A 17,723-nucleotide genomic window follows, 5' to 3' on the forward strand; every position below is an offset into this window, starting at 1 on the left:
CCGGTCATCGCGCTACACCCGCGATCACCGCGATCCGATCATCTCTTCGGGTCGCACCCACGCATCGAATTCCGCCTCGGTCAGGTAGCCGAGCGCGAGCGCGGCGGCCTTCAGCGTCGTGCCTTCCTTGTGCGCCTTCTTCGCGATCTGCGCGGCCTTGTCGTAGCCGATGTGCGGATTGAGCGCCGTCACGAGCATCAGCGATTCGTTCAGCAGCAGGTCGATGCGCGCGCGGTTCGGCTCGATGCCCGCCGCGCAGTGATCGTTGAAGCTTTGCGCGCCGTCGGCGAGCAGCCGCACCGACTGCAGCACATTGTGCGCGATCATCGGCCGGAACACGTTCAGCTCGAAGTTGCCGCTGGCGCCGCCGACGTTCACGGCGACGTCGTTGCCGAACACCTGGCAGCACAGCATCGTCACGGCTTCCGACTGCGTCGGATTCACCTTGCCCGGCATGATCGAGCTGCCCGGCTCGTTTTCCGGAATCGACAGTTCGCCGAGGCCGCAGCGCGGCCCGCTCGCGAGCCAGCGCACGTCGTTGGCAATCTTCATCAGGCCGGCCGCGACCGTCTTCAGCGCGCCGTGCGCGAACACCAGCGCGTCGGCGGCGGCCATCACCTCGAACTTGCTCGGCGCGGTCACGAACGGCAGCTTCGTCAGCCGGCCGATCTCGTCGGCGACGCGCACCGCGAACTCCGGATGCGCGTTCAGCCCGGTGCCGACCGCGGTGCCGCCGAGCGCGAGCTCGTACAGGTGCGGCAGCGCCGACTCGACGTGCCGCACGCTCTGGTCGAGTTGCGCGACATAACCGGAAAATTCCTGCCCGAGCGTGAGCGGCGTCGCGTCCTGCAGGTGCGTGCGGCCGATCTTCACGATGTCGGCGAAGGCCTTCGACTTCGCGTCGAGCGTCGCGCGCAGCGTACGCAGCGCGGGCAGCAGGTGGTTGACGATCGCGTACGCGGCCGCGACGTGCATCGCGGTGGGGAACACGTCGTTCGACGACTGGCCGCGGTTCACGTCGTCGTTCGGATGGACCTTGCGCGCTTCGCCGCGCTCGCCGCCGAGCAGCTCGCTCGCCCGGTTCGCGATCACCTCGTTGAGGTTCATGTTGGTCTGCGTGCCGGAGCCCGTCTGCCACACGGCGAGCGGGAATTCGCGCGGATGCTTGCCCGCGATGATCTCGTCGGCCGCGTCGATGATCGCGCGTGCCTTGTCGTCGGCCAGCACGCCGAGCGACTGGTTCACGGCGGCCGCGGCGCGCTTGACGATCGCGAGCGCGTGGATCAGCTCGGGCGACTGCTTCTCGGTCGAGATCCGGAAATTCTGCAGCGAGCGCTCGGTCTGCGCGCCCCAGAGCCGGTCGGCCGGCACGGCGATCTCGCCGAATGTGTCGCGTTCCATCCGAACTGCTTCGTTCATGATGCACTCCTCTTGGGAAGGGGAAAGGCCGCGCGTCGCGCGGCGTCGGGCGTATCGTGAGGCAGGCGCGCCGCTGGCGCGGCGTCTTGGGGCTTCAGCCGACAAGCATAGCGCCGGCCGCGAATTCGCGTCGTGTCGTGCCGTGTCGTGCCGTGTTGTATCGCGCTCAGCGCGCCGACGCGATGAGCGACGCGGTCTTCATGTGAAACCGACAGGCCATCAGCACGGCGACGCTCGCGAGGCCGGCCGCGAGCCCCCACCACAGGCCGCGTGCGCCGAGGCCCGCGTGGAACGCGAGCCAGTAACCGGTCGGGAAGCCGATGCCCCAGTAGCCGAGGGTGGCCGCGAGCATCGGGATGCGCGTATCCCGCAGCCCGCGCAGCGCGCCCGACGCGACCGTCTGCATCCCGTCCACGATCTGGAACACCGCGGCGATGCCGAGCAGCGACGCGGCAAGCGACACGGTTGCCGCGTTGGCCGGGTCGTCGAGATGCAGGTACAGGCCGACGATCGCATGCGGCGCGACGATCAGCACGAGCCCCGACAGCGACATGAATGCGACGCCGAGGCCGAGCGCGACGAAGCCCGCGTGCCGCGCGGCGACCGGCTCGCCGGCGCCGACCCAGTAGCCGACCCGTACGTTCGCGGCCTGGCCGATCGCGAGCGGCACCATGAACGCGAGCGATGCGACGTTCAGCGCGATCTGGTGCGCGGCGAGCGACGTCGCGCCGAGCACGCCGACGGTCAGGCCCGTCGCCAGAAACAGCGTCGATTCGACCCCGTACGTGATCGCGACCGGCCAGCCGATACCGATCAGCTCGCCCATCATGGGCAGCTTCGGGCGGGCGGCGGTCACGAAATGGCGGAACCGCTCGCGGCCGTGCAGCAGCCAGATCAGCGCGAGCGCGGTGAGCCAGATCGTGATGGTCGTCGCGACCGCGGAGCCGAGGAAGCCGAGCCGCGGCAAGCCGAATGCGCCGTGGATCAGCCCGTAGTTCAGCACGGCGTTGACACCGACACCGCCGATCGACACCCACAGCAGCCGCCGCGCGGCGCCGATCGCGGGGAGAAAGGCGCGCATCAGCCCGACGCCGATCAGGCTGCCGAGCGCCGCGAACCGCAGGATGCCGGTGTATTCGCCGACGTGATGCGCGAGCGTCGGCGGCTCGTGGAACATCAGCAGGATCGGCTCCGACAGCGACAGCGCGACGATCGCCGGAATCGCGAGCAGCAACGACAGTACGAAGCCGGTCCAGTAGATGTGCGGCACGCGGTGCTCCGCCTGCGCGCCGCGCGCATGCGCGACGCTCACGCTGACCGACGACAGCACGCCTTGCAGCACCGTCACGATGACGAAGAAGTAGTTCGCGCCGAGGCCGCCCGCCGCGAGCGAATCGGGGCCGAGCGAGCCGAGCAGTACGGTGTCGGTGACGCTCATCGCCATCTGCGAGAGCTGTGCGATCGCGAGCGGCGCGGCGAGGCGCGCGGTATCGGCGGCATGACTGGACAGGGAGGGCGGCGCGGCGGCCGTCCGCGTAAGACCGGAATGCGACATGGAATGGGCGCTCGCGCGGGTGCGGGCCCGCGCTGTCTGTATTTATTTTGAGAGACAGCTAGCTTACGGCTTTATTCGAACGGTGTCGAACGCGCGCGCCGATGGCCATGTCACGGTCAGGGGAACCGCTATGCGTCGTGCACCGCGATCCGCGTATCGCCGAACAGCACTACCTGGCCCGCGCGGATCTTGCAGGTCTTGCGCAGCTCGACCACGCCGTCGACTTTCACCGCGCCGGACGCGACGAACATCTTCGCGGTGCCGCCGCTGTCGGCGAGACCGGTGATCTTGAGAAGGTTGTGCAGTTCGACGTATTCGCCGGTCAGCGTGAAATCCAGATTGGGCATGACGAAGGAGGCGCGCGATGCGCGGGAGGAATCGCTCCGCATCATACGGCACCGCGGCCCGGCGCGCGAGCGCGGACGTCCGCGCAGGTTCATACGGGTTCGCGTGCAGTTGTTAAGGACTGTGAGCGATTCGTCAGCAAATGAAACGGTGGGTAACAGTCTGAGAGATTCGAGAACCGGCCGGCCGGCGCGCGGGTCTTCTGTCGTACCTGCTGCGTGTTGCGGCAGGGGACGCGACGGAGCGTATCGATGTGCTCCGCGCCCACAACTTCTCGAGGAGGATAGTCATGTCCAAGATTCGTACGATGCTGATCGGTGCCGCGCTGACGGCGTTCGCAACTTCGGCCGCATTCGCGCAGACGGGCGTCGCAACGCAGGGTACCGCAGGCGCCGGCGTGCAGACGCAGACCCCGGCAGCAGGGGCCGGCGCCGGCGCGGGCATGCAGGGTGGTGCCGGTATGAATGCGTCGGGCAGCGCGGTCGGTGGCGCGACCGATGCGGTCGGTGCGGCAGCCGACGGCGCGAAGGATACGGCGGCGTCGTCGGTCCACTCGACCAAGAAGCACGCGAAGCATGCGACGAAGTCGGCCAAGCACCAGGCCCGCTCGACGAAGTCGAAGGTCGGCGACGAGGCGGTCGAAGGCGGCGCGTCGACGGGTGTGCAGGGCGGTGCATCGGCTGCGGGCGGCACGCAGTAAGCGGCGCCCGCCCGTCATGATGTTCGCCCCGGACGGCGCGTCGTGACGGCGATCGAACGGCGGCCCGGCTCGCTTCGTGCGAACCGGGCCGTTCTTCATGCGTGCGGGGCGAGCGTCATGGCCGGCGCTGTTCCGGCCCCGGCCCGTGCGCCGGTCGTGCGGCGGACGGCGCGAACACGCCGCGCAGCCACGCGGCAAGCCGCGCGAATACGTCGTACGGTTCCTCGATGAAGATCTCGGGCTTCAGGAGCCGCAGGTATTCCATGATCTGCTGCGCTTCCTGTTTCTGGAACGAACCGTGCGCGAGCCCGAGCCGCAGCAGGCCGCGCAATTCGCCGAGCTTGTCGCGCGCGGCGCTGCCGACGCTCATCTCGCACGCGAGCTTGGCCTCGTAGATGCGCTGGCGCAGCGATTCCGCGAGCCGCCACGCGGGCGTCTGCATCATTTCCTCGAGCGCCTGGATGTCGTGCACCGCGCTCTTGATCTGCGCGGCGAGCGGATCGATCAGCGACGCGTCGCCCTGCGCTTCGGCGACGATCGCCTTGGCCCAGTCGCGGCACGCCTTCGCGAGCTCGTCGGGGGTCCATTCGGCGCGCGACGCGAAGCCGAAGCCGAATTCGGCGGCCTGCCGCATCAGGATCGCGACGACGTCCGGAAATTCCTTGTCGAGCGTGCGCTTCGCCCACGCGTACTGGCCGCCTTCGAGCATCCGCTGCACGGCATGCTCGGTCAGCGGCACCATGTTGTCGAGCAGCTTGGCGCGCAGGAAATCCTCGAACGACGGCGTCGCGAACTGCGGGTCGAGTTTCAGCGATACGCGTACGAACGCGTCGTAGTCCTTGCGCAAGGACGCAAGCGTGTCGTCCTTGAGGGAAAGGGTGATCTGGCCCATGAATCGTCTCGATGGCGGCCCGCGCGTGTCGGCGCCCGGCGTCGTGCACCGGTACGGGCGCAGCGTCGACGGACCGTTCGCGCCGAGGCTGTGGCGGGTCTTCATCCCCTATATCGGCGCGCCGGACGAAAACTTGAGCGCGGCCGGCAACTCCGCTCAGGCCGGCAGCCAGTGCGGCATCACGATCCCTTGCCAGAAGAAGAACACCGCGAGCCCGACCGCGATCGTCACGAGCGGCCGGCGCGTCGTCGCCGACACCAGCACCGCGGCGAGCGCGCCGACGAGCTGCGGATTGCGCCACGTCAGCTCCGCCGTGCCGCCATGCGGAGAGACGGTCATCGGCACGATGATCGCGGTCAGCACGGTGACGGGCACGAAGCCGAGCGCGGTCCGCACGAGCGGCGGGAAGGTCAGCCGCTCGCCGAACAGGAACAGCGTGGTCCGGATCGCATAGGTGATCGCGGCCATCCCGAGGATCAGCAGCGCATAGCTCACGAGGCGGCCTCCGTGCGTGAACCGGTGCGCGAGCGCTCGTGCCGCAGCGTGAGCGCGACACCGACCGCAACGCCGGCGGCGACCGCGCCCAGCAACCCGAGCTTGTACGGCCAGCCCTGCCAGAAGTAGGCGAGCGTGCCGGCTGTGGCTGCGGCCGCGAAATAGCGCAGCTTGCCGAGCTGCGGGACGACGATCGCGATGAAGGTTGCCGCCATCGCGAAATCGAGGCCGAGCGACTGGAGGCCCGGGAAGGCCGCGCCGAAGCCGATGCCCGCGAGCGTCCAGACCTGCCAGTTCAGGTACATCGCCAGGCCCGAACCGAAGAAGTAGTGGGGGCCGATCGCACCGGGCGGGAAGTGCCGGTAGTGCGAGTAGGCGACCGCGAACACCTCGTCGGTCAGCAGCGCGCCGAGCGTCGCGCGCCAGCGCAGCGGCAGGTGCGCGACGTACGGCGCGAGCGTCGCGCTGTACAGCAGGTGACGCAGGTTCACGATCAGCGTGGTCGCGAGCACGACGACGAAGCTCGCGCTGCCGGCGATCAGGCCGAGCGCGATGAACTGCGCGGAGCCCGCGAACACCGCGAGCGACATCAGCGCGCCGTGCCAGGCGGCCAGCGGCCCGCCGGCGACGAGCGTGCCGAAGATCACGCCGAACGGCGCCGCGCCGATCATCATCGGGATCGTGTCGCGCGCGCCGTCGAGCCATTCGTTGAACGGACGGCGCGGCGGGGGCGACGGTGTGGATGGGGGATTCAAGGGACGCTTCTCCATGACGGGGAGGATAGCGGGCCGATGCCGTGACGGCTTGTATGTTCTTGCGCCCGCGGGGGCCGGCGGCGCAATCCGCGTGCCGGTTGCAGCGGGTGGTCGATGCAGGGAGGGGGGTGGGCGCGTCAGCGCGCCTGCCAGCGTCCGGGCGGTACGCCGAACATCCGTTTGAAATGTCGCGTGAAGTGACTCTGGTCGACGAAGCCGCTGGCCGCGGCGACCTCCGCAATCGACACGCCCGCGCGCAACGGCGCGAGCGCACGCTGCAGCCGCAACTGATTGCGCCACGCATGCGGCGGCATCCCGGTCGTGCGGGTGAACAGGCGCGCTGCATGAAACGGCGACAGGCCGGCGGCCTGCGCGACGTCGCCGAGCGTGACCGGGCACGTGAGATCGGCGGCGAGCCGTTCGCGCATCACCTCGACGCGCGGCTCGTCGGCCGCGAGCGCCGCGGGCTGCAGCCGCGCGTCGGCATGGCGCGCGATCAGTGTCGACAGCGCGTCGAGCATCGCCGTTTCGGCGGCGAGGGGATCGTAGAGGCGCGGTACACCCGCTGCCGGAGCGCCGGCCGCCGGAGCGTCATCGGCCGGCTGGTCGTGCGGGTGGGCGGAGGACGGTATGCGTTCGCTGCCGGCCTCCATCATCCGGTGGGCCAGCGCAAGCCGCGCCGCGAGATCGGGGTCGCGGATCACGTCGGACGGAAACCACGGCGCATCCTGCGGCCGACCGGCGATCGTGCTGGCGAGCGCGCGAATGTAGTCGACCGGCACGTAGCTCACGCGATAGCACCAGCCTTCGTCGGTCGCGCGCGAGCCCGTGTGCACTTCGCCGGGATTGATCACGGGCACCGTGCCGGTTTCGGCGACATGGCCGCTGCCGCGACACGTATAGCGCTCCGCACCCTCGAGGATCACCGGAATCGTATAGGCGTCGTGCCAGTGCGGCGCGAATGCGTGGTTGCGATAGGTGGCCGTGAGCAGATCCGCGTCCGGCAGCAGCGGCGTGCGCCAGTAGCGTGCGGCGTCGGGAAGGCGGGTGGCGGACATGATCGGGCGCGGAGCGGTCGAATGGGTAAGTGTAGCGCTCGCGCACCCGGCAGGCGCGCGCTTACTTGACCGGAATCGTCGTGCCGGCGGGCATCGGCACCGCGGTGACGGCGTTCTTCGGGCTGCCGCTGACGATGCGATCGCTGTAGGTCAGGTAGACGAGCGTGTTGCGCTTCTTGTCGACGACGCGCACGACGTGCAGCGTCTTGAAGATGAACGACATTCGCTCGCTGAACACGTCGGTCTGCTGCTTGAGCGGCTCCTTGAAGCTGAGCGGGCCGACTTGCCGGCACGCGATCGACGCTTCGCTCGGATCCTCCGCGACGCCGAGCGAGCCCTTGATCCCGCCGGTGCGCGCCCGCGACACGTAGCAGGTGACGCCGGTCACGAGCGGATCGTCGTACGCTTCTACGACCACGCGGTCGGAGCCCGTCACGCGGAAATGGGTGTTGACGCTGCCGACTTCCTCCGCGTGCGCGAGCGGCGCGGCGGCAAAGGCCGAGAGGAGGAGGGCGAACGGCAAGGCGGAAAGGAGGCGGTGCTTCATCGACGGAACCGGATGCGAATGCGGGATAAAGACTCTAGCATGCGCGGCGGTGACCGACGGGCGCCGGAAAAACAAAAGGCCCGTCGAATGACGGGCCTTTCGCTGTCTGGCTCCCCGACCTGGGCTCGAACCAGGGACCTACGGATTAACAGTCCGGCGCTCTACCGACTGAGCTATCGGGGAATAAATCGGTACATCTGCTTGGTTTGTTTCCAACAAGAAACCCGCGCACATTCAACGGGCCTTTGCTTTTTTGGCTCCCCGACCTGGGCTCGAACCAGGGACCTACGGATTAACAGTCCGGCGCTCTACCGACTGAGCTATCGGGGAACAAACAACAACAGCAGAGAAACGAGATTGTATGGAGCGTTGGCTAACCTGTCAATACCTTTGAGCGGCGGGGCGCAAAAAATATTGCGCGGCGCCGCTGCGCGATCAGCGCTCGAGCAGGTGCAGCTTTTCCTGCACGTCCTTCCACTCGTCCGCGTCGGCCGGTGCCGGCTTGGTCTTCGTGATCGACGGCCAGTTCTTCGCCAGCTCGGCGTTCAGCTCGGTGAACTGCTGCTGGTCGCCCGGAACGTCTTCTTCGGCATAGATCGCATTGGTCGGGCACTCGGCGACGCACACGGCGCAGTCGATGCACTCGTCCGGATCGATGGCGAGAAAGTTGGGACCTTCACGGAAGCAATCCACCGGGCACACATCCACGCAGTCCGTGTATTTGCACTTGATGCAGCCTTCGGTCACAACGTGAGTCATTAAAACGCTCCTGCTTGGCGGTATATATGGGGTGGCGTTTGCGCCAAAAGCGGCATTGTAACTGAAGCGCAAAACCCGCATGACGTGGTCGGCTTTCCGGCTTATATCGTTTCGTGATTAGTTTATGGGGCCGACGGGGGTCGCCGCGCGTGCGCCGGCCGCGGCCCCGGCGGAAGCGGGCAGGCGCGCTTTCACGATGGTCCGGCCCGCATTCGGGTAACATGGCCGACAGACCGGGCGGCGCGCGGTGTGCCGGACCCTGTCTCGATATTGGCGGTGCCGTAATCATGATCATCACTTCGCTGCTCGACACGGATCTCTACAAGTTCACGATGATGCAGGTCGTCCTGCATCACTTTCCCGCCGCAAACGTCGAGTACCGGTTCCGGTGCCGCACGCCCGGCGTCGATCTCGTCCCGTACATCGACGAGATCCGCGACGAGGTGCGCGGCCTCTGTTCGCTGCGCTTCACCGACGTCGAACTCGATTACCTGCGGCGGATGCGCTTCATCAAGAGCGATTTCGTCGACTTCCTCGCGCTGTTCCACCTGAACGAGAAGTACATCTCGATCACGCCTTCGCCGAAGGGCAACGGCGAGATCGACATCGTGATCGAGGGGCCGTGGCTGCACACGATCCTGTTCGAGATCCCGGTGCTCGCGATCGTCAATGAAGTCTATTTCCGCAACACGCAGCGCGAGCCCGACTATCGCGAAGGCCGCGAGCGGCTGCGCGAGAAGATCAAGCTGCTCGGCGCGAAGCCCGAGTTCGCCGACTGCAAGATCGCCGACTACGGCACGCGCCGACGCTTCTCGAAGGTGTGGCACGAGGAGGTCGCGCTGACGCTGCGCGACGGGCTCGGGCCGCAGTTCGCGGGCACGAGCAACGTGTTCTACGCGATGAAGCACGAGCTGACGCCGCTCGGCACGATGGCGCACGAATACCTGCAGGCATGCCAGGCGCTCGGCCCGCGGCTGCGCGATTCGCAGACTTACGGTTTCGAGATGTGGGCGAAGGAGTATCGCGGCGACCTCGGGATCGCGCTGTCGGACGTCTACGGGATGGATGCGTTCCTGAACGACTTCGACATGTACTTCTGCAAGCTGTTCGACGGCGCGCGCCACGATTCGGGCGACCCGTTCGAGTGGGGCGAGCGCATGCTGCGCCACTACGAGGCGAACCGCTGCGACCCGCGCACCAAGGTGCTCGTGTTCTCGGATGCGCTCGACATCCCGAAGGTCATGCAGCTGTACGAACGATTCCGCAACCGCTGCAAGCTCGCGTTCGGCGTCGGCACCAATCTCACGAACGATCTCGGCTACGTGCCGCTGCAGATCGTGATCAAGATGGTCCGCTGCAACGGCCAGCCGGTCGCGAAGCTGTCGGATTCGCCGGGCAAGAGCATGTGCGACGACCGCGCGTATCTCGCGTACCTGCGCCAGGTGTTCGGCATCGCGCAGCCGGCCGACGACGACGCATCGCAGTAGGCGTCGGCCGTTCGGCCTGGTGCGTCGCGGCGAGGGCGGCCGGTATAATCCGACGATATCGCACGCTCATGTCACGAGGACCGTTCATGGACACTTCCGCTGCCCGTCGCCAGATCCTCGCACGCATTCGCGCGGCGCAAGGACGCGCGCCCGAACCCGATGCAGCGGAGCGCGACGGCGTCGCCGAGTATCTCGCTCGTCATCCCGAGGGGCCGCGCCCGCCGATGCCGGCCGACCTCGTCGCCGCATTCGTCGATGAAGCGGCGCGCCTGTCGACGACGGTCGACGAAGTCGCGACGCTGGCAGATGCGCCCGCCGCCGCCGCCCGCTATCTTGCCGCGCACGGCCTGCCGATGCAGGCCGTCGCATGGCGTACGCTCGCCGAGCTCGACTGGGCCGGCGCGGGCCTGTCGGTCGAATGCCGCAAGCCGCGCGACGGCGATCTCGTCGGCCTGACCGGCTGCTTTTGCGCCACCGCCGAAACGGGTTCGCTGGTGCTGCTGTCCGGCCCTGACACCTATGCATCGGCCGCGCTGCTGCCGGAGACGCACATCGCGATCGTGCCGGCGTCGCGGATCGTCGCGGGCCATGAAGATGCCTTCGCGCTGATTCGCGCGGAGCGCGGCGAATTGCCGCGTGCAGTCAATTTCGTATCGGGGCCGTCGCGCACGGGCGATATCGAGCAGACCATCGTGCTGGGCGCACACGGCCCGTACCGCGTTCACGCGATCGTCGTGCGCGGCGCATGACGCGCGCGCCGGCTTCATCCTCACTCGACTCACTCGCACAAGGAAGTTCTGCATGAAACGACATGCCGCCTGGGCGGGCATGGCGTCGGGAGCCGCGCTTGGCGCGTTTCCCGCGCTCGCATCGGCCGCCACGCTCGACGGTGCCACGCTGTCCGCACTCTGGGGTATCCCGTTCGCCGGGATCCTGCTGTCCATCGCGGTGTTCCCGCTCGTCGCGCCGGTGTTCTGGCATCACCATTTCGGCAAGATCGCCGCGGCGTGGGCGATCGCGTTCCTGGCGCCGTTCGCGCTCGCATTCGGCGCCGGCACGGCGTTCGGTACGCTCGTGCACGCGCTGCTCGAGGAATACATCCCGTTCATCGTGCTGCTGACCGCGCTCTATACGGTCGCCGGCGGCATCTGCGTCAACGGCAACCTGCACGGCACACCGAAACTGAACACCGCGATCCTCGCGCTCGGCACGCTGCTCGCGAGCGTGATGGGCACGACGGGCGCCGCGATGCTGCTGATCCGCCCGCTGCTGCGCGCGAACGATAACCGCAAGCATGTCGTGCACGTCGTGATCTTCTTCATCTTTCTCGTCGCGAACGCGGGCGGCTCGCTGTCGCCGCTCGGCGATCCGCCGCTGTTCCTCGGCTTCCTGAACGGCGTGAGCTTCTTCTGGACGACTACGCATCTCGCGCTGCCGATGCTGTTCATCTGCGCGGTGCTGCTGACGCTGTTCTTCGTGCTCGATACGTACTTCTACCGGAAGGGCGGCGAGGAGCGGCCGGCCGCGCTCGACCCGACGCCCGACGGCGGCGCGCTGTCGATCGACGGCAAGGTCAACTTCGTGCTGCTCGCGGCCGTGATCGGCCTCGTGCTGATGAGCGGCATCTGGAAGCCGGGCATCGCGTTCGACGTGTGGGGCACGCACGTCGCGCTGCAGAATCTCGTGCGCGACGTCGCGCTCATCGTCGTGGCGCTCGCGTCGCTCGCGCTGACGCCGCGCTCGGCGCGCGAAGGCAACGCATTCAACTGGGCGCCGATCGAGGAGGTCGCGAAGCTGTTCGCCGGGATCTTCGTGACGATCGCGCCGGTGATCGTGATCCTGCGCGCGGGCGCGCAGGGCGCGTTCGCGCAGATCGTCCATCTCGTCACGGGCCCCGACGGCAAGCCGATCGACGCGATGTACTTCTGGGCGACCGGCCTGCTGTCGTCGTTCCTCGACAACGCGCCGACCTATCTCGTGTTCTTCAACCTCGCGGGCGGCGACGCGCAAGCGCTGATGACGACGGGCGCGACGACACTCGCCGCGATTTCCGCTGGGGCGGTGTTCATGGGCGCGAACAGCTACATCGGCAATGCGCCGAACTTCATGGTGAAGGCGATCGCGGAGTCGCGCGGCGTGAGGATGCCGAGTTTCTTCGCGTATCTCGGCTGGGCGCTCGTGATATTGGTACCGGTATTCCTGCTGACGTCGTGGCTCTTCTTCCCGGCGTAGGCTGATTATTTTCAACCAAGCGCGGACGGTTCCGGCGGCGCACGATGCGCCGCGTTCCGGCCGCGGCATGCGGAGATGGCGATGCAGAAGATCCTGGTCGCACGTCCGATCTTTCCGGACGTGATCGAACGGCTCGAGCAGTATTTCGAAGTCGACTGGAACAACGGCGACGCGCTTGCGCCCGATGCGCTTGCCGCGCGTCTCGCCGACAAGGATGGCGCGCTGACGGCGGGCGACCCGATCGGCGCGGCCACGCTGGCGGCGGCGCCGCGCCTGCGCGTCGTGTCGAACATGGCGGTCGGCTACAACAACTTCGACATGGCCGCGTTCAACGCGGCGAACGTGCTCGGCACCAACACGCCCGACGTGCTGAATGAGTCCACCGCGGATTTCGGCTGGGCGCTGATGATGGCGGCCGCGCGCCGGATCGCCGAATCCGAGCACTGGCTGCGCGCCGGGCACTGGCGGAAGTGGGCGTACGACGGTTTTCTCGGCAGCGACATTTATGGCTCGACGCTCGGCGTCATCGGCATGGGGCGCATCGGCCAGGCACTCGCACGCCGCGCGCGCGGCTTCGGGATGCAGGTGATCTATCACAACCGCTCGCGGGTCGCCCCCGAGATCGAGGCCGAGCTGAACGCCGAATACGTGGCGAAGGACGCGCTGCTCGCGCGCGCCGATCACGTCGTGCTCGTGCTGCCGTACACGAAAGAGAACCATCACACGATCGGCGCGGCCGAGCTCGCGAAGATGAAGCCGACCGCGACGCTGACCAACATCGCGCGCGGCGGCATCGTCGACGACGCGGCGCTGGCTGCCGCGCTGCGCGACGGGACGATCGCCGCGGCCGGCCTCGACGTGTATGAAGGCGAGCCGAACGTCCATCCGGCGCTGCTCGAGGTGCCGAACGTCGTGCTGACGCCGCACATCGCGAGCGCGACCGAGAAGACGCGCCGCGCGATGGCGAACCTCGCGGCCGACAACCTGATTGCCGCACTGGGCGTCGGGCCGCGCGCGGGGCAGCCGCCGAATCCGATCAACCCCGACGTGATCGGGAAGCCGCGCGCATGACGACGATGTTGTTGCTGGCGGCGGTCGTCGTGCTGGCCGTCGCGCTCGCGGTGGCGATCGTCGCGCTCGTGCGCGGCGGCGGCCGCCACGACGATGCGGCCGTGCTCGGCGACCAGATCGAGGACGCCGCGCACGCGCAGGCGCTCGCGGTCGAACGGCTCGAACGCGAGCTGCGCGGCGAGATCGTCGAGAACGCGCGCGGCTCGCGCACCGAGCTGGCCGGCAGTTTCTCGCAGCTTCAGCAGACGCTCGCGACCCAGCTGACGAGCATCGCGACCGTGCAGAACAACCAGATCGACGGTTTCGCGCAACAGCTCGGCAAGCTCGTCGCCGGCAACGCGCAGCAGTTCGACGCGATGCGCGAAAGCGTGCAGCGCCAGGCGCAGCAGGCGCGCGAAGAGCAGACGGTCGCGCTGCGCCTGTTCGGCGACACGCTGAACCGGCAGCTCACGCAACTGACGGAGGCCAACGATCGCCGGATCGGCGAAGTGCGTGCGACGCTCGAGCAGCGGCTGAAGGAAATCGAGACGAACAACGCGGCGAAGCTCGAGGAGATGCGCCGCACCGTCGACGAGAAGCTGCATGCGACGCTCGAACACCGGCTCGGCGAATCGTTCAAGCTCGTGTCGGACCGGCTCGAGCAGGTGCACCGCGGGCTCGGCGAGATGCAGACGCTCGCGGCCGGCGTCGGCGACCTGAAGAAGGTGCTGACCAACGTGAAGACCCGCGGCACCTGGGGCGAGGTGCAGCTCGAGGCATTGCTCGAGCAGATGCTCACGCCCGACCAGTACGCGAAGAACGTCGCGACGGTGCCGAGGAGCAGCGAACGCGTCGAGTTCGCGATCCGGCTGCCGGGCCGCGCCGCCGGGACGGGCGACGCGCCGCCGGTGTGGCTGCCGATCGACGCGAAGTTTCCGCGCGAGGACTACGAGCGGCTGATCGATGCGCAGGAACGTGCCGATTCGGTGGCGGTCGAGGAAGCGGCCCGTGCGCTCGAGGCGCGCGTGCGGATGGAGGCGAGGACGATCGCCGAGAAGTACGTCGCACCGCCGCATACGACCGATTTCGCGCTGCTGTTCCTGCCGACCGAGGGGCTCTTTGCGGAGATCCTGCGTCGCCCCGGGCTGACCGATATGCTGCAGCGGGACTATCGCGTGACGGTGGCCGGGCCGACTACGCTGACCGCGTTGCTGAACAGCCTGCAGATGGGCTTTCGCACGCTCGCGATCGAGCAGCGCTCGAGCGAAGTGTGGCAGGTGCTCGGCGCGGTGAAAACCGAGTTCGGCAAGTTCGGCGATGTGCTTGCGCGCACGAAGGCGCAGCTCGAAACGGTCACGCGCTCGATCGAGGCGGCCGAGCAGCGCACGCGCGTGATGAACCGCAAGCTGAAGCAGGTCGAGGCGTTACCGGGCGATACGGCGGCCGGGCTGCTGGGTGCGGAAGTCGCGGACGGCGCAGACGGTGCCGATGCGGACGAGGCATGACGCATGACGTGTGCGGCCGCAGTCGGTTGAAACGGAAAACGGGCGCCGCGGCGCCCGTTTTTTTGCAGCGGCGACCGGCATGGCCGGCCCGCGTTCAGCGTGCGGCGAGCGCGTCCAATGCGTCGCCGGTTACGCGCACGATGCGCCACTCCGGCAGCACGGTCGCGCCCATCTTCTCGTAGAAATCGATCGCCGGCTGGTTCCAGTCGAGCACCGACCATTCGAAGCGCGCGCAGCGGCGTTCGACGGCGAGTGCCGCGAGGTGCTGCAGCATCGCGGTGCCGAGACCCGTGCCGCGCTGCGACGGCTGCACGTACAGATCCTCGAGATACAGCCCGCGACGGCCGAGAAACGTCGAATAGTTGTGGAAAAACAGCGCATACGCGACGATCGCGCCGTCGCGCTCGGCTACCAGCGCTTCGGCGGCGGGGTGCGCACCGAACAGTGCGTCGGCCAGATCGGCGTCGCTCGCGACGAACAGGTGCGTGAGTTTCTCGAACTCGGCCAGCTCGCGCATCAGCGCGAGGATCGCGCCGACGTCGCGCGCTTCGGCCGCGCGGATCAGCGGCGTGCCGCTCACGCTTCCTCCGGCGGATCGGACAGCACGATCTCGATGCCGCCGAAGCGCGAGGCGACCCAGTTGTAGGCGTGGCAGGCGATCCACAGCAGCACGAAACCGAGGATCGCGTTCAGCAGCAGCGCGCTCAGGATCGTGCTCAGCTCCACCATCCCGTAGCGGACGTACGCGACCAGGATGCCGAGCAGCACGATCGGCACGCTGAACGTCAGGTAGACGAGGATCAGCGCCTTTGCGGTCTGCCCCGCGGCGATCGACGAGATTTGTTTCTTCATGTGCGGATTGCCCCCGTAGAGATATATCGATTGGAATTCAGATCAGGCCGTCGAGCGGCAGGATGTCGACCGGGGCGCCCGCGTCGACTGTCGCGCAATCGTGGCCCAGGACGATGAAACAGTTGGCGGCCGCGAGACCGCCCAACGATGCGGAACTCTGCGAACCGGCCGGCGCGACGTGCCACTGGCCGTCGGCGGCACGCGTTGCGATGCCGCGCAGGTATTCGGTGCGGCCCGGACGCTTTTTCAATGCCACGGTGCTGAGCGCCGTGTACGTCGCCGGCGGCGGCGTGTGCGCGCCGGCCAGCGTCAGCAGCGCGGGGCGCACGATCGCGTAGAACGTCACGGCGGACGCGACCGGGTTGCCGGGCAGCCCGAAGAACAGCACCGGGCCGGCGCCGTCACCCGCACGCGAAAGCGTGCCGCATGCGAGCGGCCGCCCGGGTCGCAATGCGAGGCTGGCGAAGGTCACGTCGCCGAGCCGCGCCATCACGTCGCGCGTGAAATCGGCTTCGCCGGCCGATACGCCGCCCGACGTGATCATCGCGTCGGCCCGTGCGTCGGCGGCATCGCGCAGCGCGCGTTCGAGCGCGGCCGGATCGTCGCGGACGATCCCGAGATCGAGCGCGTCGATGTGCAGCCTTTCGAGCATCGCGACCAGCATCGCGCGATTGCTGTCGTACAGCGAGCCGGGGCCGAGCGGCTCGCCCGGTTCGCGCAGTTCGTCGCCGGTCGAGAACACGGCGACGCGCACGCGGCGGCGCACCGTGACTTCGCGCAACCCGAACGACGCGAGCAGGCCGAGATCGGACGGGCGCAGGATGCGGCCGGCGGCGAGCGCGCAGGCGCCGCGCGCGAGATCCTCGCCGGCGCGGCGGCAGTTTGCGCCGCGTGCGACGTCGTGTGCGGCGAAGCGGATCACATCTCCGTCGACGCGCACGCGTTCCTGCGGAATGACCGTGTCGCACCCGGCCGGCATCGGCGCGCCGGTCATGATGCGAATGCATGTGCCGGCCGTCACGGATCCGTCGAACGGATGGCCGGCGAACGCCGAGCCGGCGACCGTCAGCGTGATATCGGCGGCCGCTGCCGGCGCGCCTGCGCTCCCGTCGAACGCATAGCCGTCCATCGCCGAGTTGTCGTACGCGGGAATGTCGAACGGCGCATTCACGTCGACCGCGAGCACGCGGTCGAGTGCGTCATGCAGCGACACCGTGTCGCACGCGTCGACCGGCACCGCGAACCGGCACGCGAGCGCCTGCGCGTCGGCGAGCGACAGCGGGGCGGCGGAATCGGGTGCGGTTCGGGAGGCGGGCGAGGATTGCGTGATCATCAGTCGGACTGCGCCGCAAGGCGTATCGGGTTCGTGGCCGGTGGCGCGCGGACGGCGCCTGAGCGCGAAGGCGCATGCGGCGGGCGGGAACGGATGCCGGTGCCGTCAGCGGCGGGCAAGCGCGGCCAGTTCATGCCAGGAATTGGCATTGTAAAACGCACGCTCGTCGCGAAACTCGACTTCGACCGTCTTGTGGCGTGCGTACCACGCACGGACCTTGCGCTCGCCGGCCGCGAGCGCGGCGGCGAGATCGTCGGCAAGCGACGTGCGCAGCAGCGCGAAGGTCGGCTGCGGCGAACGTGCGTCCTGCGCGTCGACGGTCACGGCCATCGCGATGTCGGCCTGCTGCGCGTCGAGCGCCGCGTGCAGCCGCGCGACCAGGTCGGCCGGCAAATAGGGCGTATCGCACGGCGCGCACGCGACGAGCGGGGCGCGCGCCGCCCGCATGCCGGCGAGCAGCCCCGCGAGCGGGCCGGGGAAATCGGCTGTTTCGTCTGCCACGATGCGCGCGTCGAAAGGCGCACCGAGCTCGGCGTAGCGATCGGCGTTGCGATTCGCGCTGATCAGCGTCTCGTCGACCTGCGGCGAGAGCCGGCGCAGCACGTGCAGCGCGAGCGGCGTGCCGTCGAGCAGCTGCAGGCCCTTGTCCGCGCCGTCCATGCGCGTGGCACGGCCGCCCGCGAGCAGCAGGCCGGTGATGGAGGGCGATGAGGAAGCGGACATCGCGGCAAGTCGGCTG

19 protein-coding genes and 2 tRNA genes are annotated in these 17,723 nt (G+C 68.4%); 6 read left to right on the forward strand and 15 right to left on the reverse strand.

Annotated elements, in window-relative coordinates; translation table 11 throughout:
• Window positions 1-24 precede the first annotated feature (24 nt).
• The 3 genes from fumC to ABIC50_RS02605 all read right to left on the reverse strand — a co-directional run bounded on the left by fumC (window position 25) and on the right by ABIC50_RS02605 (window position 3,321).
• On the reverse strand, window positions 25-1,419 hold the full coding sequence (gene fumC, locus ABIC50_RS02595; RefSeq protein WP_166725229.1) for a class II fumarate hydratase: 1,395 nt from the start codon (window positions 1,417-1,419) through the stop codon (window positions 25-27).
• Window positions 1,420-1,585: 166 nt separating this feature from the next.
• Entirely contained in the window at window positions 1,586-2,974 is a 1,389-nt protein-coding gene (gene norM / locus ABIC50_RS02600) for a multidrug efflux MATE transporter NorM (protein WP_011656317.1), read from the reverse strand.
• A gap of 128 nt (window positions 2,975-3,102) precedes the next feature.
• Window positions 3,103-3,321 carry an RNA-binding S4 domain-containing protein gene (locus tag ABIC50_RS02605; RefSeq protein ID WP_006753074.1) on the reverse strand — a complete coding sequence of 73 codons (219 nt, stop codon included), beginning with the start codon at window positions 3,319-3,321 and terminating at the stop codon, window positions 3,103-3,105.
• A 287-nt stretch (window positions 3,322-3,608) separates the two neighbouring features.
• Between ABIC50_RS02605 and ABIC50_RS02610 the strand changes: the two genes are divergently transcribed.
• On the forward strand, window positions 3,609-4,019 hold the full coding sequence (locus ABIC50_RS02610) for a hypothetical protein (RefSeq protein WP_011656319.1): 411 nt from the start codon (window positions 3,609-3,611) through the stop codon (window positions 4,017-4,019).
• A 115-nt stretch (window positions 4,020-4,134) separates the two neighbouring features.
• On the opposite strand, the gene ABIC50_RS02615 is transcribed toward ABIC50_RS02610, so the two are convergent.
• The 8 genes from ABIC50_RS02615 to fdxA all read right to left on the reverse strand — a co-directional run bounded on the left by ABIC50_RS02615 (window position 4,135) and on the right by fdxA (window position 8,525).
• Window positions 4,135-4,911: a DUF4088 family protein gene (locus tag ABIC50_RS02615; protein WP_105833464.1), complete on the reverse strand. Its 777-nt coding sequence runs from the start codon at window positions 4,909-4,911 to the stop codon at window positions 4,135-4,137.
• Between the two features lie 156 nt (window positions 4,912-5,067).
• Window positions 5,068-5,406 (reverse strand): AzlD domain-containing protein, encoded by a 339-nt coding sequence (locus ABIC50_RS02620; protein WP_012363382.1) that lies wholly within the window; start codon window positions 5,404-5,406, stop codon window positions 5,068-5,070.
• The gene (locus tag ABIC50_RS02625; protein ID WP_105833433.1) at window positions 5,403-6,176 is read right to left on the reverse strand and encodes an AzlC family ABC transporter permease; all 774 of its coding nucleotides are present in this window, start codon (window positions 6,174-6,176) and stop codon (window positions 5,403-5,405) included. Before ABIC50_RS02625 ends, ABIC50_RS02620 begins: the two co-directional genes overlap by 4 nt.
• A 122-nt stretch (window positions 6,177-6,298) precedes the next feature.
• Window positions 6,299-7,219, reverse strand: coding sequence for an AraC family transcriptional regulator (locus ABIC50_RS02630; RefSeq protein ID WP_354161418.1), 921 nt, complete (start codon window positions 7,217-7,219; stop codon window positions 6,299-6,301).
• Window positions 7,220-7,280: 61 nt separating this feature from the next.
• Window positions 7,281-7,766: a CreA family protein gene (locus ABIC50_RS02635; protein ID WP_354161421.1), complete on the reverse strand. Its 486-nt coding sequence runs from the start codon at window positions 7,764-7,766 to the stop codon at window positions 7,281-7,283.
• 107 nt (window positions 7,767-7,873) lie between these two features.
• A tRNA-Asn gene (locus ABIC50_RS02640) sits at window positions 7,874-7,949 on the reverse strand.
• A 71-nt stretch (window positions 7,950-8,020) separates the two neighbouring features.
• A tRNA-Asn gene (locus ABIC50_RS02645) sits at window positions 8,021-8,096 on the reverse strand.
• Window positions 8,097-8,201: 105 nt separating this feature from the next.
• A complete protein-coding gene (fdxA, locus tag ABIC50_RS02650; protein WP_006753067.1) occupies window positions 8,202-8,525 on the reverse strand; it encodes a ferredoxin FdxA in 324 nt (107 codons plus the stop codon).
• Between the two features lie 287 nt (window positions 8,526-8,812).
• Between fdxA and pncB the strand changes: the two genes are divergently transcribed.
• The 5 genes from pncB (at window position 8,813) to ABIC50_RS02675 (ending at window position 14,799) form a co-directional block, all read left to right on the forward strand.
• Complete coding sequence (gene pncB / locus ABIC50_RS02655; RefSeq protein ID WP_011656325.1) at window positions 8,813-10,012, forward strand: nicotinate phosphoribosyltransferase; 1,200 nt, start codon at window positions 8,813-8,815, stop codon at window positions 10,010-10,012.
• An 86-nt stretch (window positions 10,013-10,098) separates the two neighbouring features.
• The gene (locus ABIC50_RS02660) at window positions 10,099-10,761 is read left to right on the forward strand and encodes a LutC/YkgG family protein (RefSeq protein WP_165751080.1); all 663 of its coding nucleotides are present in this window, start codon (window positions 10,099-10,101) and stop codon (window positions 10,759-10,761) included.
• A 52-nt stretch (window positions 10,762-10,813) separates the two neighbouring features.
• Entirely contained in the window at window positions 10,814-12,244 is a 1,431-nt protein-coding gene (locus ABIC50_RS02665) for a sodium:proton antiporter (protein WP_354161424.1), read from the forward strand.
• An 81-nt stretch (window positions 12,245-12,325) separates the two neighbouring features.
• On the forward strand, window positions 12,326-13,315 hold the full coding sequence (locus tag ABIC50_RS02670; RefSeq protein ID WP_011656328.1) for a 2-hydroxyacid dehydrogenase: 990 nt from the start codon (window positions 12,326-12,328) through the stop codon (window positions 13,313-13,315).
• Window positions 13,312-14,799, forward strand: a complete 1,488-nt coding sequence (locus ABIC50_RS02675) for a DNA recombination protein RmuC (RefSeq protein ID WP_105833437.1) — start codon at window positions 13,312-13,314, stop codon at window positions 14,797-14,799. Before ABIC50_RS02670 ends, ABIC50_RS02675 begins: the two co-directional genes overlap by 4 nt.
• Before the next feature lie 94 nt (window positions 14,800-14,893).
• On the opposite strand, the gene ABIC50_RS02680 is transcribed toward ABIC50_RS02675, so the two are convergent.
• From ABIC50_RS02680 to mobA, 4 genes are all read right to left on the reverse strand, one after another.
• Complete coding sequence (locus ABIC50_RS02680) at window positions 14,894-15,379, reverse strand: GNAT family N-acetyltransferase (protein WP_175661035.1); 486 nt, start codon at window positions 15,377-15,379, stop codon at window positions 14,894-14,896.
• Window positions 15,376-15,651, reverse strand: a complete 276-nt coding sequence (locus tag ABIC50_RS02685) for a hypothetical protein (RefSeq protein WP_006401288.1) — start codon at window positions 15,649-15,651, stop codon at window positions 15,376-15,378. Before ABIC50_RS02685 ends, ABIC50_RS02680 begins: the two co-directional genes overlap by 4 nt.
• Window positions 15,652-15,688: 37 nt before the next feature.
• Window positions 15,689-16,984, reverse strand: a complete 1,296-nt coding sequence (gene moeA, locus ABIC50_RS02690; protein ID WP_354161427.1) for a molybdopterin molybdotransferase MoeA — start codon at window positions 16,982-16,984, stop codon at window positions 15,689-15,691.
• Between the two features lie 105 nt (window positions 16,985-17,089).
• On the reverse strand, window positions 17,090-17,707 hold the full coding sequence (mobA, locus tag ABIC50_RS02695; RefSeq protein ID WP_354161430.1) for a molybdenum cofactor guanylyltransferase MobA: 618 nt from the start codon (window positions 17,705-17,707) through the stop codon (window positions 17,090-17,092).
• Window positions 17,708-17,723 lie beyond the last annotated feature (16 nt).

This window comes from Burkholderia sp. 567 (assembly GCF_040545115.1).
In the GTDB taxonomy this organism is placed as follows: Bacteria; Pseudomonadota; Gammaproteobacteria; order Burkholderiales; family Burkholderiaceae; genus Burkholderia; species Burkholderia ambifaria.

Coding starts and splice junctions, on each gene's coding strand:
- fumC (WP_166725229.1), bottom strand. CDS start 1,419: ATGAACGAAGCAGTTCGGATGGAACGCGACACATTCGGCGAGATCGCC.
- norM (WP_011656317.1), bottom strand. CDS start 2,974: ATGTCGCATTCCGGTCTTACGCGGACGGCCGCCGCGCCGCCCTCCCTG.
- ABIC50_RS02605 (WP_006753074.1), bottom strand. CDS start 3,321: ATGCCCAATCTGGATTTCACGCTGACCGGCGAATACGTCGAACTGCAC.
- ABIC50_RS02610 (WP_011656319.1), top strand. CDS start 3,609: ATGTCCAAGATTCGTACGATGCTGATCGGTGCCGCGCTGACGGCGTTC.
- ABIC50_RS02615 (WP_105833464.1), bottom strand. CDS start 4,911: ATGGGCCAGATCACCCTTTCCCTCAAGGACGACACGCTTGCGTCCTTG.
- ABIC50_RS02625 (WP_105833433.1), bottom strand. CDS start 6,176: ATGGAGAAGCGTCCCTTGAATCCCCCATCCACACCGTCGCCCCCGCCG.
- ABIC50_RS02630 (WP_354161418.1), bottom strand. CDS start 7,219: ATGTCCGCCACCCGCCTTCCCGACGCCGCACGCTACTGGCGCACGCCG.
- ABIC50_RS02635 (WP_354161421.1), bottom strand. CDS start 7,766: ATGAAGCACCGCCTCCTTTCCGCCTTGCCGTTCGCCCTCCTCCTCTCG.
- fdxA (WP_006753067.1), bottom strand. CDS start 8,525: ATGACTCACGTTGTGACCGAAGGCTGCATCAAGTGCAAATACACGGAC.
- pncB (WP_011656325.1), top strand. CDS start 8,813: ATGATCATCACTTCGCTGCTCGACACGGATCTCTACAAGTTCACGATG.
- ABIC50_RS02660 (WP_165751080.1), top strand. CDS start 10,099: ATGGACACTTCCGCTGCCCGTCGCCAGATCCTCGCACGCATTCGCGCG.
- ABIC50_RS02665 (WP_354161424.1), top strand. CDS start 10,814: ATGAAACGACATGCCGCCTGGGCGGGCATGGCGTCGGGAGCCGCGCTT.
- ABIC50_RS02670 (WP_011656328.1), top strand. CDS start 12,326: ATGCAGAAGATCCTGGTCGCACGTCCGATCTTTCCGGACGTGATCGAA.
- ABIC50_RS02675 (WP_105833437.1), top strand. CDS start 13,312: ATGACGACGATGTTGTTGCTGGCGGCGGTCGTCGTGCTGGCCGTCGCG.
- ABIC50_RS02685 (WP_006401288.1), bottom strand. CDS start 15,651: ATGAAGAAACAAATCTCGTCGATCGCCGCGGGGCAGACCGCAAAGGCG.
- moeA (WP_354161427.1), bottom strand. CDS start 16,984: ATGATCACGCAATCCTCGCCCGCCTCCCGAACCGCACCCGATTCCGCC.
- mobA (WP_354161430.1), bottom strand. CDS start 17,707: ATGTCCGCTTCCTCATCGCCCTCCATCACCGGCCTGCTGCTCGCGGGC.